Source organism: Nocardioides sp. JCM 18998, assembly GCF_055391535.1.
On sequence record NZ_AP043886.1, the window covers coordinates 4022400 to 4037294 of the forward strand.

A 14895-nucleotide genomic window follows, 5' to 3' on the forward strand; every position below is an offset into this window, starting at 1 on the left:
CCCTCGGTGCGTCGGTGCAGAGGGGCAAAGCATGCCAGAGAGCACCGTCAGTTCCGTGGTCGAACCTTCCCCGTCGTCCGTGAGGCGATCCAGGCGCTGTCGCTGTAGCCGTGGTGGGAGCCCCGCACCCGCACGCTGATCCGCTGGCCGATCAGCGCGCGAGTGACCCGCATGCTCGCCCCCGTGGCACCGGGGATCGGGCGGGCGCCGGCGTACCAGCGGTAGGAGAAGGACGTCCCGTACGTCCAGCCGGCCGCCACGGCGCTCAGCCGCCTCCCGACCCGGGCCGTGCCGACGAGGCCGGGCCGCGCGCTGGTGACCGCCGGCGCCGGCTTCGTGCCGTACGGGCGGTCGCTGGCCGGGATGCCGCCCGGCTCGGTGACCTGGCGCAGGCCGATCGGGGCGGCGAGCGTCACCTCGATCGGCGCGTGCATGGCGATCGACGGGCAGTTGTCGACGCCGGGCACGGTGCCGGCGAGGACGGTGATCGTGATCGTCGTCGACGTCTCCTGCGCCGTCGCGGTGGTGCCCTCGCACGAGGGTGCGCCGGTCCAGGCGAAGACGCGGAGGGAGGTGCTGGAGATCGGCTCCCACGCGTCCCAGGCGATCGGGTGCAGATCGACCAGCCCGCCCGGCGGGCTCGCCACCGACGGCAGCGCGGCGCCACCGACCAGTCCGGCCGTCGCGCATGCGAGCGCCAGCGCGGCCTTGCGCAACGTCCCCACGGCTGTCTCCTCGGCTCGGCTCCCTCGATCGTAGAGCCCGGCGCTGGTCGGTCACTCGCGCGACCGCTGCGCCTGCCTCACGCCTCCTGGTTCCCCGTTTGCGGCCGGCTCAGCCCAGCTGGCGGGTGAACTCCTGCGCGGGGACCGGCCTGCTGATGAGGTAGCCCTGGAGCTGCTGGCAGCCGATCGCGGCGAGGATCGCGCGCTGCTCGGGTGTCTCGACGCCCTCGGCGACGACGCAGAGACCGAAGGCGCGGGCCAACGCGATGGTGGCGTGCACGATGGCGGTGTCGCCGGCGTTGCTGCCGAGCCCGGCGATGAAGGACTGGTCGATCTTGAGCGTGGTGACGTCGAAGCGCCGCAGGTAGTCCAGGGACGAGTAGCCGGTGCCGAAGTCGTCGATCGCGATCTTCACCCCGAGGGCCCGCAGCTGCCGGATCACCGTCACCGCCGCCTCGACGTCCTGGGCGAGCTGGGACTCGGTCAGCTCGAGCTCGAGCAGGTCGGCCGGGAAGCCCGTACGGCTCAGCGTCCCCGCCACCCAGTCGACCGCCCCGCGCTGCAGCAGCTGGGCGGCGGCGATGTTCACCGCGACGGTGATGCGCGGCCGACCGGCATCGAGCCATGTCCGGCCCTGACGGCACGCCATCTCCAGGACCCACTCGCCGATCGGCAGGATCAGGCCGGACTCCTCTGCGACCGGGATGAACTCCTCCGGCGAGACCGCCCCGAAGAGGGGGTGGCTCCAGCGCAGCAGCGCCTCGCAGCCGATGACGGCGCCGGTCTTGGCCTCGACCTTGGGCTGGTACGCCAAGGAGAGCTCGCCGTTCGCGACGGCGTCCTGGAGACCGGTCTCCAGCTCCGTGCGTCGCTGGATCGCCTGCGCCATCGCCGGCTCGAAGAGCCGGTAGTCGCTGCGTCCGGCGGCCTTGGCCTGGTACATCGCCATGTCGGCGCCATCGATCAGGTCGGCGACCGTCGTACCGGCGTCCGGGTAGAGGCTCACCCCGACGCTGGTCGTGAGGCGGATCCTGCGGCCGTCCACGACGAAGGGCTCGTTGAACGCCGCGATGATCGCCCGCGCCATCGCGTCGACGCGGTGATCGTCGGCGCCCAGGTAGGCGAACAGGACGAACTCGTCGCCACCCATCCGGGCGGCGAGCTCCTGCGGGATGGGGAGGTGGCGGATCCGGGATGCGACGGCCTGCAGCACCCGGTCGCCGTAGGAGTGGCCGAAGCCGTCGTTGAGGCTCTTGAACCGGTCCAGGTCGAGGCCGAAGACCACGACGCGGCGACCGGTCCGCTCGGCGGCGGCGATCGCGTGGGCGAGTCGGTCGTGCAGCAGGGCTCGGTTGGCCAGGCCGGTGAGCGCGTCGTGGGTCGCCTGGTGGACCAACTGGCGCTGCAGCTCCGCCTGTTCGGCGCGGCCGAGCGCCCGCTGGAGCTCGAACGCCTGCAGGAGCGCCCGCTTGTCGTCGGGCCAGAAGTCCTCGAGATGCCCCACCTCGATCATGCTCTCCCCCTCCGAGCCGTCGCCGCGCTCACGCCTGGTGGCTATGCGGCAGCCACCAGGCCGGTTTGAGGAGATTGCAACCGAACAGTAACGAGAATCCGGCTCATTGACCCGAGTAGGTGGCGTCCGCCTGGGGCGCTGGTCCTGGGCAGTCCCGGGTCAGTGGTGCCCGAAGATGCTGCTGGAGCGGGTGCCCGCGGTGGCGTGCAGGTCGTACGCCGACTCGGCGTGGACGACCAGGTCGATGCCCTGGACCTCGTGCTCGGGGTCGATCCGGAAGCCCATCGCCTTGTCGATCACCAGCCCGAGCACGCCCGAGACCACGAACGCGTAGACCAGCACCACCAGCGCACCGAGCGACTGACGGCCGAGCTGGGTCAGACCGCCGCCGTAGAACAGTCCGTCGACGGCGGTCGGGGCCGCCGAGCTGCCGAGCAGGCCGATCAGGATCGTGCCGACCAGGCCGCCGACGAGGTGGACCCCGACGACGTCGAGCGAGTCGTCGAACCTGAAGCGATACTTCAGCGCGATGGCGCAGGCGCAGACGGCACCGGCGACGAGGCCGACCACGATCGCGCCGAGCGGGGTCACCGAGCCGCAGGACGGGGTGATCGCGACCAGGCCGGCGACCATGCCCGACGCGGCGCCCAGGGATGTGGCGTGCCCGTCGCGCAGCTGCTCGACGACCAGCCAGCTGCCGGCGCCGGCCGCACCCGAGACGAGGGTCGCGGCGAACACCACCGCGGCGCTCTGGTCGGCGCGGAACGCGGAGCCGGCGTTGAAGCCGAACCAGCCGACCCAGAGCAGGCCGGCGCCGAGCATCACCAGGGTCAGGTTGTGCGGACGCATCGCGTCGTGACCGAAGCCGACGCGCTTGCCGAGGACGAGCGCGAGCGCGAGGCCGGAGGCGCCGGAGCAGATCTCGACGGCGGTGCCCCCGGCGAAGTCGACGAGGTGGATCCGGTTGATCAGCCAGCCGCCGACATGGCCCGTACGCGAGCCGTCGAAGACCCAGTGCGCGATCGGGGCGTAGACCAGCACCGTCCAGACCGCGCAGAACACCATCCACGCGCCGAACCGGGCGCGGTCGGCGATGGCACCGGCCACCAGCCCGCCGGTGATCACCGCGAACAGGCCCTGGAAGCAGGCGAAGAGGATCGTCGGCACGCTGAGCCAGTCGTGCTCGCCGCCGACCAGCGACTGCAGACCGAAGTATTGGCTCGGACTGCCGAGCAGACCCCCGCCGAGGTCGTCGCCGAACGCCAGCGAGTAGCCGACCAGCACCCACGCCAGCGTGATCACCCCGAGCGCGGAGAAGGTCATCATCATCATGTTGAGCACGCTCTTGGACCGCACCATGCCGCCGTAGAAGAGCGCCAGGCCCGGGACCATCAGCATCACCAGGGCCGTGGCTGCGAGCAGCCAAGCGGTATCACCAGCGTCGATCACAAGAGGAAGCACGGTGGTCGAGGATCCGTGAGTTTTGTTTCCGGCTGGGTCCGCCTCGTGTTACGGCGAGGTAAACGCACCCTGGACGGCCTCCTCGGTCAGCCCGTAGTCGGCCAGCGCGTAGGCGTGCGCGGGCTTCGCCCTGCCCGTACGGGACTCGGCGTCGATCTCCTTCACGTTGCGCTGCGCCTCGTCGCTCCAGCCGATGCCGAACGCGTCGTAGATCGCGGCCACGGTGCCGACCGGGTCGGCGACGAAGGCGCGGTAGTCGACGTCGACGAACTGGCTCGGCTCGTAGGCCGGACGGGCGGCGGCGAAGGTGCGCCACGATCGGCTCAGCATCTCCAGCTGGGTGCGGCCGATGCCCTCGCCCACGAAGGTGGTCGACGTGCCGGCGGTGGCCTCGGCCGACAGCGAGCAGGCCGACGCGATCGAGGCGACCGGGTCGCGGTGGCAGACCACGACCAGCGCGTCGGGATAGACCGTCATCAGGGCGTCGAGCGCGACCAGGTGCGAGGGGTTCTTCAGCACCCAGCGCTTCTCCGCGTCGTGGAGGCCGACCAGCTGCAGGTTGCGCCGGTGCCGCTCGTACGCGTCGGTCCAGTCCTGCGCCGCCAGCCAGGCGGAGTAGCGCGGGATGCGCGCCAGCGACTCGAAGCCGATCGACTTGCCGGTCTGGCGCAGGATCCGCCAGCACTCCTCCACCGAGGTGGCGTCCATGTAGTGGATCCCCATGAACTCGGGGTTGGCCACGTGGTGCTCCTGGTAGGCACTCTGCAGCGCCCGGAAGATCGGGTCCTCCGCCCACGACTCGCGCGGCGGCCGGGGCTGGGGGAACTCGGTCAGCCACGCCTCCAGCCCCTGGTGGTCGGGGTCGGCGCAGAGCAGCCGGTGCAGGGCGGTGGTGCCGGTGCGCGGGAGCCCGGTGACGAAGATCGGTCGCTCGATCCGTACGTCGCGGTGCTCGGGGTGCTGCGCGAACCGGGCCTCGGTCAGCAGCCGTCCGACCAGGGCGCTCTTCACCTGGGCGCGGTGGAAGGAGTTGCCGTGCGGGGTCAGCCCGGCCTCGGGAGAGGCCAGGTCCTCGACCAGGATCCGCAGGCCCTCCTCGTACGCGGTGTCGCCGAAGTCGCTCAGCCCGGTGGTGCGGGCCGCGGCCTCCTGGATCTCCTCGAAGGTTCCGACGCTGTCACGCTCCCGCATGGAACTCCCCACAGTCGACGTTCATGATCTGCCCCGTGACCGCGGAGGCCAGGTCGGAGGCGTAGAAGAGCGCGGCACGGGCGACCTCCTCGGGGGTCGCGAGCCGCTTGAGGTCGGTCGGCGCGGCCTTCTCGGCATAGACCTCCTCGTGGGTCCGCCCGGACTCGGAGGCGAGCCAGTCGAAGTACGCCTTGTTGACGTCCTCGTAGATGTAGGACGGCGCCACACTGTTGACCCGGATGCCGCGCGGCCCGAGCTCGGTGGCCAGGCTGGAGGCGAGATGGGCGAGCCCGCCCTTGGACAGCTTGTAGCCGGCGAACTCCGGCTGGCTCTGGTAGAGCACGGCGGAGTTGATCATGATGATCGATCCCCCGGGCCGCTCATCGGTCGCGGCGAGGGCCTCGGCGAACAGTGCGGAGAGGCGCAGCGGCGCGAAGACGTTGGTCTCCTGGGCGAGCCGCAGCGCGTCGAGACCGATGGTGGTGAGCGGGTCCATCGGTGGGATGCCGAAGGCGTTGTTGATCAGGCAGTCGACCCGGCCGTACTCGCTCAGGGCCGCCTCGACCAGGCGTGTGCGGTCGTCCTCACTGGTGATGTCGGTGGGTACGGCGAGCGCGCGCCGGCCGTGCTCCCGTACGGCGGCAGCCATCTTCTCCAGGCGCTTCTCGGTGCGGCTGGCGAGCACGAGGTCGGCCCCCAGCAGCGCGGCCTGCTCCCCCAGCGCCCGGCCCAGCCCGGGGCCGACGCCGGAGAGGACGATCACCTTGTCCCTCAGGAGGCCCGCCCCGGAGATCGAGCCACCGGAGATCGAGCCCCCGGAGATCGAGCCACCGGAGATCGAGCCACCGGAGATCGAGCCCCCGGAGATCGAGCCACCGGAGATCGAGCCCCCGGAGATCGAGCTTGTCGAGATCGAGCCCCCGGAGATCGAGCTTGTCGAGATCAACTGATCATCCTTCGGGCGACGGCGCGCTGGCGCGCGGCGATCCGGTCTGCGTACTGCTCGTCGGTGAGCGGCTGGTAGTGCGGGAGGCGCGCGGCCACCTCGGCGGCCTGGACGATCTCCACGCTCGGGCCGGGCACGTCGTCCTCCCTGCCGGCGTCGATCCGCTGCCAGCGCAGCATCATCGGGCCGGTGCGGTGGCCGGTGGTCTCGAGCCAGTTGGCGATCGGCCGAGGAATCCCATCCGGACCGCGCGGAGGCTGCTCGGCGATGACGAAGCGCATCACGCCGTCGGGGTCGGTGAGCGCCTGTGCCTTGGTCAGCGAGGTCTGATGGGTCTCGTAGTCGGTCGAGGCGTACCAGTCCGAGCCGATCTGGATGCCCTGGTAGCCGCAGGCCTCGAAGCGCGGGACCGAGACGATCATCGCCTCGTCGGGGCCGAGCTCGTAGTGACCGATCGAGGAGCGCTGGCTGGCCAGTCCTCCGGGCGTCGAGCGCGGCGCGGTCAGGGTGTTGACCGGCTCCTTGTACTGGAAGAAGTGCGGGAAGGCGATCCAGGTCTGGATGGAGCCGACGAGGCTGCGGGCGGCGACGTCGTACCGCTTCTGGAGGGTCTCGCGGGTGAGCGGCGATCGGGCGCGTCCGCGGGTGTCGGGCCGCTCGATGGTGAGCGTGCCGCGCTCCTCGACGTCCCAGTCGTTGAAGACCTCGCGCACGATCAGCGTCTTGGCGCCCGGCTCGGCGACATGGCGGAGCTCGAAGGTCCCATCGGGTGCGATGTCGAGCCCCCGGTCGTCGAAGGCCAGCAGGTTGGTCGCGGCCGCATCGGCGGAGTACGCGCCACCCATCACCTGGAACGACAGGTCGGCGCTGGTGCCGCGCCGCCCCCGGATCACGTACTCGACGCCCTCCTTGAGGTAGGCGTGGAAGTAGATCGCGTCGGGGTTGTCGAGCCCCTGGCGGGAGAACTGGTGGGTCGGGTTGATGATGAGCGGCTGCTCGAGGTCGTAGTCGAAGGCGGTCTGCAGCGCCATCCGGATCCGGCCGGCGAGGTAGTCGTAGCCCTCGAGGAGGTCCTGCTCGGTCCTGATGAACGGAGCGGACTCGATGAGCTTCTCGGCCTCCGCGATCGCGTCCTGGAGGGCGTCGGTGATCACGGGCCGACCTGCGCGATCACGCTCTCGGCATACCGGTCGAGATGCTCGACCTTCTTCGCCAGCGGCTCCTCGTCGCGGCCGACGATGTAGGGCACCCGGAAGCCGACGATGCAGTCGGTGACGCCCTTCTCCTCGAGCCGCCTGACCCCGTCCGGGGTGTAGGCGTCGTACGAGATGACGTGCACCTCGAACTCGTCCGGTCCGCGGGTGTCGCCCTCCGCCTTGCGGATGTCCGCGAGCCGGCCCAGCAGCCGGTCGAGCTCCTCGCCGTCTCCACCGGCGTGCATCCAGCCGTCGCCGAGGAGGACCGCGCGCCGCAGGGCGGCATCGCTGTGACCGCCGACGAGCAACGGGATCCGCTTCGCCGGAGCCGGGCACTGCTGCAGCGGATCGAAGCGGTAGAACTCGCCCTCGTAGCCGAAGTAGCCCTGCTTGGTGCCCTCGGCGACCGGCGCGGTGAGCCCGCGCAGGATCTCCATGCACTCGTCCATCCGCCTGCCCCGGCGCTCCCACGGCACGCCGAGGGTGGCGAAGTCCTCCGGCCACGGGCTGAGCCCCACGCCGAGGCCGAGCCGGTCGCCCGAGAGCGCGGCCAGGCTGGAGGCCTGCTTGGCCACCAGGACCGGCGGGCGTACGGGCAGCTTGAGCACGAACGGTGTCAGCCGCAGCGTGGTCGTGGCGGCGAAGAGGTGGGCGCACAGGATCATCGCCTCGATGAACTCCTTGCCCTGCAGGAACTCCCGCTCGCCGGTGTCGGTGTAGGGGTAGGTGGAGTCCGACTCCTCGGGATAGATGAGGCTGTCGGCCACCGTCATGCTGGTGTAGCCCGCTGCCTCCGCGGCCTGGGCCAGCGGGGCGTAGTAGGACGCATGGGTCATCGCCTCGGCGTAGGTGAACCGCATATTCGAAGAGTAGAACGTGTTCTAGGTTTGTGCCAGAGTGATCGCCATGCCGCTGCCCTCCGAACGACCGCCGGGTCTCGACTCGCCCTGGACCCGCCGGCTCATCAAGTACGGCGCGAAGGCCAACGCCGCGATCTTCCGCGCGACGAACGGCCGCGTCGGCGGCACGTGGCGGGTCTCGGCCGGCTGGCGCGATCCGGTGCCGATCCTGCTGCTGGAGCACGTCGGCCGCACCAGCGGCAAGCGGTTCACCGCGCCCCTGGTCTATCTCGCCGACGAGGCGCGGCTGATCGTGGTCGCCTCACAGGGCGGCCTGCCGACCCACCCGCAGTGGCTCCGCAACCTGCAGGCCTCCCCCGAGACGACGGTGGTCCTCAAGCGCGAGGGCCGTCGCGCGGTGCGCGCCCGGGTGGCCTCCCCGGAGGAGAAGGCCGAGCTGTGGCCGCGGATGGTGGACCTCTACGCCGACTTCGACACCTACCAGGGCTGGACCGACCGGGACATCCCGATCGTCGTCCTCGACCCGCGCTGACGAAGGAGCCGCTGATGGATCTTCCGGATCTGCTGGACCGCGCCGAGATCACCGACGCGCTGCATCGCTACACCCGCGCGATCGACACCGCGTCCTGGGACGCGCTCGACACCGTCTTCACCCCCGACGCGCGGATCGACTACTCCGAGTCGGGCGGCACCCGGGGCGCCCTTCCCGAGGTGCGGACGTGGCTCGCGGAGAACCTCTACGCCTTCGCGATCCGCACGATGCACACCCTGGGACAGGTCGTCATCGATCCCGCCTCCGATCGGCAGTCGGCCGAGGTGTCGGCCTACTTCGACAACCCGATGGTGATCGCGGACGGCGACGGCGGCGAGCGTGTCGTCGAGGTCGGCGGGATCTACCACCACACCTTCGTCCGTACGCCCGACGGCTGGCGCTCGTGCCGGCTGCGCGAAGAGGTGATCTGGACCCGCGGCTTCTGAGCCCGGCTCCGGCAGGGCGCACAATCGGTCTATGCCGACCGAGCGTGCCGCGAGCCGTACTGCCGTGCTGGTCTGCCAGGGGCGCGCCGTCGCCGACGAGCGGCTGGGCGTGGGGACGTTCTCCGACCCGGTGGCGATCGAGCTGCTGCGCGACGACGAGCGGGCCGTCGTCGAGGCGGTCCGCAGCGGGACGCTGCCGGAGGCTTGGAACGACCGGGTCGCCTACGAGTCGGTGTCGGCGTGCGCCGACGTCGTCGTGCCCCGCACGGTGGCGATCGACGAGGCGATCCGGGTGCACGGGCATCCCCAGCTGGTGATCCTGGGCGCCGGGCTCGACTCGCGCTCGTGGCGGATGCCGGAGCTGGCCGAGGTCGACGTCACCGAGGTCGACCACCCGGCCTCACAGGGCGACAAGCAGGAGCGGATCGGATCGCGGCCCCCGCTCGCACGGACCCACCGCTTCCAGCCGGCGGACCTTGCGATCACCGACCTCGACGAGGCGCTGGAGGCGGCCGGGCACGATCCCGACGCCCCGACGACCTGGCTGTGGGAGGGCGTCGTGCCCTACCTGCGGCGCTCCGACGTGGTGCGTACGCTCCGGGCGCTGGCGAAGCGGTCGGCGCGCGGCAGCACCCTGATCGTGAACTACCAGACCCCATCGCTCAAGGCACGCTCCGGCCGGCTGCTCGCGGGCGCCTTCGCCCGCCTCGGCGGCGCCCCGACGATCACCGCCGGCGAGCCGTGGCGCACTCTGCTCACCCCCGCTGCGATGGCGCACCTGCTCGCCGACGCCGGGTTCGGGCCACAGGTCGACGACGACCTCCTCACCATCTCCGAGACCCTGGGCCTGCGCTGCACGCGACCCACCTCGCTGCGCAACGGCCGCATCGCCGTCGCCGCCCGGCACTGAGGCGGCTCGGCCGATCAGTTGTAGGTGATGCTGACCTTGTCGGTGACCGGGACGGACTGACAGCCCAGGCGGATGCCCTCGTCGAGGTCCTCGGCCTCCAGGACGTCGTTGCGGCGCATCGCCACCTCGCCGCCGAGGAGGCGGAAGGCGCAGGCCGAGCACTCGCCCTCGCGACACGAGTACGGCGCCTTGATGCCCTTGGACTCCAGGTGTTCGAGGACGGTCGTGTCCGGGGACCAGTCGTCGAAGTCGTACGTCTGCCCGTCCAGCTCGGCGCTGAGTCGGACCGGCGCATGGGTCTCGACAGGCTCGACCTCCGGGGCGCGGGTCTCGACAAGCTCGACCTCCGGGGCGCGGGTCTCGACAGGCTCGACCTCCGGGGCCCGGGTCTCGACAGGCTCGACCTCCGGGGCCCGGGTCTCGACAGGCTCGACCTCCGGCGCTTGGGTCTCGACAAGCTCGACCTCCGGAGCACGGGTCTCGACAAGCTCGACCTCAGCGGGGGTCTCGACAAGCTCGACCTCCGGGCCGAACGGGTTGCCGCCGAGCGAGACGAACTTCTCCTGGTGACGGCGCTCGCGCGGGAAGTCGAGCTCGCGCAGCGCCCCGGTCACCAGCTTCATGAACGGGGCGGGACCGCAGACGAACGCGTCGTACGAGGCGAAGCGGCCCGCGAAGGCGCGGAGCTGCTCCTGCGACGGCAGACCCTGGACCGACTCGAGCCAGTGGATCACCTCGAGGCGGTCGGGATGTGCGGCGGCAAGCTCGGCCCAGCGCTCGGCGAAGATCACGGACCGCTCGTCGCGGTTGGCGTAGAGGACCACGATCCGCCCTGTTCCGCGCGCCAGGGCGGTACGGGCGATCGACATGATGGGCGTGACCCCCGAGCCGCCGGCGAAGAGCAGCAGATCGGCATCGAGCGAGGCCGGCGTGAAGATGCCGGAGGGCTCCAGCACGCGCATCGTGTCCCCCGCGCGGAGGTTGTCGCTGATCCACCCGGACGCGTAGCCGTCGGCGGTCCGCTTCACCGTGACCGTCAGCGGCTCGCCGGGCACGCTGCACAGCGAGTAGCAGCGCGCGACGACGCCGGTGCGATCGCTGGGAACGGCCAGGGTGAGGAACTGCCCGGGCCGGAAGTCGAGTCGTGAGTCGAAGACCACCGAGACGGCGTCCTCCGTCTCACGCACGACCTCCAGGACGGTGAGCTCGATCCCGGAGACGGTCTCAGAACCCATCGCCCGCTCCGATCGGCACCTCGCCCGCCCGTACGGCCTGCTCGATCGAGGCCCGCAGCCGCGGGCAGCCGGCGTGCAGCTCGCGGGGCCGGCGAGACATCTCCGGGCAGGCCGCGAGCGCGCCGGCGCTCCACTGGATCGAGGTGTGGTGCTCGGAGTTCTTCTGCACGCCGACCCGCGCGAGGCAGTCCTGGCAGGCGACCTCGGTCAGCCAGCCCGACGTGTAGAGCCGCTGGTCGGCCAGCGTCTCCTCGCTGGTCGGAACGAACGACGCCATCAGTGCTCCGCGCCTTCGAGAGCCGCCTTCTGCCGGAGGTTCTCGGCGACCTCCTCGTGCCAGAACTCGTTGGCCTTGGTGGTGTCGACCTCGAACTCGAAGCGCGCCACCATGTCGGGCGCGATGTCGGCGACGTCGACGTAGAACTGCTCGTACCAGCGGCGCAGCTGGTAGACGGGGCCGTCCTCCTCGCAGAGCAGCGGGTTCTGCACCGGCGCCTTGTTCTGCCAGATGTGCACGTCCTGCAGGAAGCCCTGGCCGAACATCTCGGCGTACTTCTTCGCGATGTACTGGGCGGTCTTGTCGTCCAGCCCCTCGGGCTTCTTGACCGTGATGCCGTACTGCAGGGTGAAGGAGTCGGGGCCGGTGGGCAGGTGGCAGTTGATCAGGATGACCTCGGTGATGAAGCCCTTGTAGTCCACCTCCAGCCAGTTGATCATGTACGCCGGTCCGTAGTAGGTCGCCTCGGACTTGAGGACCATGTCGGCCCCTTCCGCGCCGCCGCCGTAGCCCTCTGTCTTGTCGGGACGGCCGGTGGACTGCATGAACTGGGTGGCCTGGGTGCCCTCGAAGACGTTGCGGAAGCTCGTCGGGAACGCGAAGTGCACGTAGTAGAAGTGCGCCATGTCCACGACGTTGTCGATCAGCTCGCGACAGTGCGAGCCGTTGATCGGGACGCTCTCCCAGAACCAGTCGGTGTAGTCGTCGGTGCCGACGCCGGGCAGCTCGGGCGGCAGCAGGGCATGGTCGGCGGCCGAGCCCTCGGGGTCGTGCCAGAACAGCAGCTGCCCGTTGCGCACGACGGTCTCGTAGCGCTGGGTGCGTGCCCGCAGCGGGACGCGCCGGGCGTACGGGATCTGCTTGCAGCGCCCGTCGGCACCCCAGCGCCAGTCGTGGAACGGACAGGCCACCTCGTTGCCCTTGACCTCGCCCTGGGTGAGGTCGCCGCCCATGTGGCGACAGTAGCCGTCGAGGACGCCCAGCTCGCCGTCTCCGGCCTGGAACACGACGAGCTTGCCGCCGAAGGTCTCGACCGCGTGCGGTCGGCCGTCGCGGTAGGCGTCGGCGAGGCCGAGGCAGTGCCAGCCGCGCGCGTAGCGCTCGGGAGTGGTTCCTCGGTCGAGCGCGCGAGCGCCCGTGTTGGCGACGGTCATCCCTGCTCCGTTCATCTCAGCCTCCCATGGACGCAAATGAGAACATGTTCTAGTTTTATCACATGCGGATCGCCTTGACACCCGAGCAGGAGAGCCTGCGCGCGGAGCTGCGTGCCTACTTCAACGAGCTGGTCACCCCGGAGCGACGGCTCGCCCTCTCCGGCGCTACCGGCGAGTTCCCTTCGACGGACCCACGAGGGCCCGGCAACGGTCTCGGCGCGGGCGGCGAGCACGGCGAGGCCGGCGTCTACCGCGAGGTGATCCGGCAGATCGGCGAGGACGGCTGGCTCGGGATCGGCTGGCCGAAGGAGTGGGGCGGCCAGGACCGATCGATGGTCGAGCAGCTGATCTTCACCGACGTCGCGGCGGTGGCAGGGGTGCCGATCCCCTACCTCACGCTGAACACCATCGGGCCGACGATCATGCAGTACGGCACCGACGCGCAGAAGTCGTTCTTCCTGCCCCGGATCCTGCGCGGCGAGCTGCACTTCTCCGTCGGGTACTCCGAGCCGGGATCGGGCACCGACCTCGCCTCCCTGCAGACCCGCGCGGTGCTGGACGAGGCGGCCGACGAGTGGGTCATCAACGGCCAGAAGATGTGGACCTCGCTGATCCAGTACGCGGACTGGATCTGGCTGGCCTGCCGCACCGAGCCGGATCAGCCGCGGCACCAGGGGCTCTCGATGATCCTGGTCCCGGCCGACGCTCCGGGCGTGACCTACACGCCCGTGCAGACGGTCGCCGGCGTCGGCACCTCGGCCACGTACTACTCCGACGTTCGTGTGCCCGCCGAGAACGTCGTCGGCGGCCGCGGCGGCGGCTGGCGGCTGATCACCAACCAGCTCAACCGCGAGCGGGTCGCCCTGACGTCCTCGGCCGCCACGGTGCACTCCCTGGACCTCGTCCGGTCCTGGGCGGCCTCCACGAGGCGGGCGGACGGCTCGCGGGTGATCGACTCCGAGTGGGTGCAGCTGCTGCTCGGCCGGGCACACGCGCGGATCGAGGCCCTCACCCTGATCCAGTGGAGGCTCGCCGCCGAGATCGACACCATGTCGCCGGCCGACGCCTCCGCCACCAAGGTCTACGGCTCCGAGCTCAACACCGAGATCTACCGCACGCTCATGGAGGTCGTCGGACCGCAGGCGTCGCTGACCGGCGACTCCGCGGGCGCCGTCCTCGCCGGGCGACTCGAGCGCTACGCCCGCTCGTCGCTGGTGATGACCTTCGGCGGCGGCACCAACGAGATCCAGCGCGACATCATCGGCATGGTCGGTCTCGGTCAGCCGGCGGCACGCCGATGACGCCGGCACCGCTCGGGGTGCGAGCGCAGAACCCTAAACCCGCCCACCACGCAGGAGACTGACATGGACTTCACCTTCACCCCGGAGCAGGACGAGGCCGCCGCGCTCGCCGCGAAAATCCTCACAGGCGAGGTCACCCAGGAGCGCCAGCGCGCGGTCGAGGCGTCGGGCTCCCGGCTGGACACACGACTGTGGGCGACCCTGGGCGAGGCCTTCGACTGGGCCGAACTCGACCTGATCACCACCGCGCGCGTTCTGGTCGAGGTGGGCCGCGTGCTCGCACCGGTCCCGCTCGCCACCCACGCCGCCTGCGTCGGGTTTCTCACCTCGATCGGCGTCGACACGCCCGCCGGCCTCTATGCCGCCGCGGTCGCCGAGCCGCTGGCGCACCTGCCCGCCTCCCCCACGGTCGTCGCGGACGAGGGCGGGCGGCTGACCGGGACCAAGACGCTCGTACGGGCCGGCCTGGCCGCCGACGCTCTGCTGGTCACGGCGACCGGCCGGGAGGGAGTCGGGGTCTACCTGCTCGACGCGGCCGCCGCATCGCGGGCCGAGCAGCACACCAGCGACGGCGACGCGACAGCGCAGGTCATCCTCTCCTCGACGCCCGCGACCCGGATCGCCGACGCGGCCGCGGCGGCGCGCCTGGGTGCGCTGCTCACCGCCCTGGCCTGCGCGGAGCAGCTCGGCGTGGTGGAGGGTGCCCTCGCGGAGACGGCCGACTACGCACGTACGCGCGAGCAGTTCGACCGTCCGATCGGCACCTTCCAGGCGGTCTCGCAGCGCCTCGCCGACGGCTACATCGACACCCTGTGCCTGCGGCTGACCACCTGGCAGGCGATCTGGCGCCTCGCCGAGGGCCTGCCCGCCGAGGTCGAGGTCGCCACCGCGAAGCTCTGGGCCGCCGACACCGGCCACCGCCTGGCCCACACCGCCGTCCACGTCCACGGCGGCGTCGGCATCGACCTCGACGGAGTCACCCATCGCTACTTCACCGCCGCGAAGCGGTTCGAGATGGCGTACGGCGGGGCGACCGAGCAGGCTCTGCGGATCGGTCGGGCCCTGGCCGGCCAAGCTTGAGAGGTCACTTCTCGCACGTCGAGGGGTCACATATCGCGGGTCGAGTGGTCGTGGCTGACCACTCGACC

Annotated in this window: 15 protein-coding genes; 5 read left to right on the plus strand and 10 right to left on the minus strand. The window is 70.9% G+C overall.

What is annotated here, in order from left to right:
- Window positions 1-47: 47 nt before the first annotated feature.
- From ACZ5L9_RS18885 to ACZ5L9_RS18915, 7 genes are all read right to left on the minus strand, one after another.
- On the minus strand, window positions 48-725 hold the full coding sequence (locus tag ACZ5L9_RS18885) for a hypothetical protein (protein ID WP_464530878.1): 678 nt from the start codon (window positions 723-725) through the stop codon (window positions 48-50).
- A gap of 109 nt (window positions 726-834) precedes the next feature.
- On the minus strand, window positions 835-2238 hold the full coding sequence (locus ACZ5L9_RS18890; RefSeq protein ID WP_464530882.1) for a putative bifunctional diguanylate cyclase/phosphodiesterase: 1404 nt from the start codon (window positions 2236-2238) through the stop codon (window positions 835-837).
- Window positions 2239-2397: 159 nt separating this feature from the next.
- Complete coding sequence (locus ACZ5L9_RS18895) at window positions 2398-3687, minus strand: ammonium transporter (RefSeq protein WP_464530885.1); 1290 nt, start codon at window positions 3685-3687, stop codon at window positions 2398-2400.
- 60 nt (window positions 3688-3747) lie between these two features.
- Window positions 3748-4890: a sulfotransferase family protein gene (locus tag ACZ5L9_RS18900; RefSeq protein ID WP_464530889.1), complete on the minus strand. Its 1143-nt coding sequence runs from the start codon at window positions 4888-4890 to the stop codon at window positions 3748-3750.
- The gene (locus tag ACZ5L9_RS18905; RefSeq protein ID WP_464530892.1) at window positions 4877-5836 is read right to left on the minus strand and encodes an SDR family oxidoreductase; all 960 of its coding nucleotides are present in this window, start codon (window positions 5834-5836) and stop codon (window positions 4877-4879) included. Before ACZ5L9_RS18905 ends, ACZ5L9_RS18900 begins: the two co-directional genes overlap by 14 nt.
- Window positions 5833-6990: a hypothetical protein gene (locus tag ACZ5L9_RS18910; protein ID WP_464530894.1), complete on the minus strand. Its 1158-nt coding sequence runs from the start codon at window positions 6988-6990 to the stop codon at window positions 5833-5835. The genes ACZ5L9_RS18905 and ACZ5L9_RS18910 overlap by 4 nt, the downstream gene beginning before the upstream one ends.
- Window positions 6987-7892, minus strand: a complete 906-nt coding sequence (locus ACZ5L9_RS18915; RefSeq protein WP_464530897.1) for a TIGR03619 family F420-dependent LLM class oxidoreductase — start codon at window positions 7890-7892, stop codon at window positions 6987-6989. Before ACZ5L9_RS18915 ends, ACZ5L9_RS18910 begins: the two co-directional genes overlap by 4 nt.
- 46 nt (window positions 7893-7938) lie before the next feature.
- Between ACZ5L9_RS18915 and ACZ5L9_RS18920 the strand changes: the two genes are divergently transcribed.
- The 3 genes from ACZ5L9_RS18920 to ACZ5L9_RS18930 are packed head-to-tail and all read left to right on the plus strand — an operon-like array spanning window position 7939 to window position 9780.
- Entirely contained in the window at window positions 7939-8424 is a 486-nt protein-coding gene (locus tag ACZ5L9_RS18920; RefSeq protein ID WP_464530903.1) for a nitroreductase/quinone reductase family protein, read from the plus strand.
- A 14-nt stretch (window positions 8425-8438) separates the two neighbouring features.
- The gene (locus ACZ5L9_RS18925) at window positions 8439-8870 is read left to right on the plus strand and encodes a nuclear transport factor 2 family protein (RefSeq protein WP_464530906.1); all 432 of its coding nucleotides are present in this window, start codon (window positions 8439-8441) and stop codon (window positions 8868-8870) included.
- A 31-nt stretch (window positions 8871-8901) separates the two neighbouring features.
- Entirely contained in the window at window positions 8902-9780 is an 879-nt protein-coding gene (locus ACZ5L9_RS18930) for a class I SAM-dependent methyltransferase (protein WP_464530909.1), read from the plus strand.
- Window positions 9781-9794: 14 nt separating this feature from the next.
- On the opposite strand, the gene ACZ5L9_RS18935 is transcribed toward ACZ5L9_RS18930, so the two are convergent.
- From ACZ5L9_RS18935 to ACZ5L9_RS18945, 3 genes are read right to left on the minus strand one after another with little or no spacing between them, the layout of a single operon-like run.
- The gene (locus ACZ5L9_RS18935; RefSeq protein WP_464530913.1) at window positions 9795-11015 is read right to left on the minus strand and encodes a 2Fe-2S iron-sulfur cluster-binding protein; all 1221 of its coding nucleotides are present in this window, start codon (window positions 11013-11015) and stop codon (window positions 9795-9797) included.
- Window positions 11005-11292, minus strand: coding sequence for a hypothetical protein (locus tag ACZ5L9_RS18940; RefSeq protein WP_464530917.1), 288 nt, complete (start codon window positions 11290-11292; stop codon window positions 11005-11007). The genes ACZ5L9_RS18935 and ACZ5L9_RS18940 overlap by 11 nt, the downstream gene beginning before the upstream one ends.
- Entirely contained in the window at window positions 11292-12446 is a 1155-nt protein-coding gene (locus ACZ5L9_RS18945) for a Rieske 2Fe-2S domain-containing protein (protein WP_464530921.1), read from the minus strand. Before ACZ5L9_RS18945 ends, ACZ5L9_RS18940 begins: the two co-directional genes overlap by 1 nt.
- Window positions 12447-12508: 62 nt before the next feature.
- On the opposite strand from ACZ5L9_RS18945, the gene ACZ5L9_RS18950 reads away from it, so the two are divergent.
- Entirely contained in the window at window positions 12509-13747 is a 1239-nt protein-coding gene (locus tag ACZ5L9_RS18950; RefSeq protein ID WP_464530925.1) for an acyl-CoA dehydrogenase family protein, read from the plus strand.
- Between the two features lie 63 nt (window positions 13748-13810).
- Complete coding sequence (locus ACZ5L9_RS18955) at window positions 13811-14827, plus strand: acyl-CoA dehydrogenase family protein (protein ID WP_464530928.1); 1017 nt, start codon at window positions 13811-13813, stop codon at window positions 14825-14827.
- The last annotated feature ends 68 nt before the right edge of the window (window positions 14828-14895 follow it).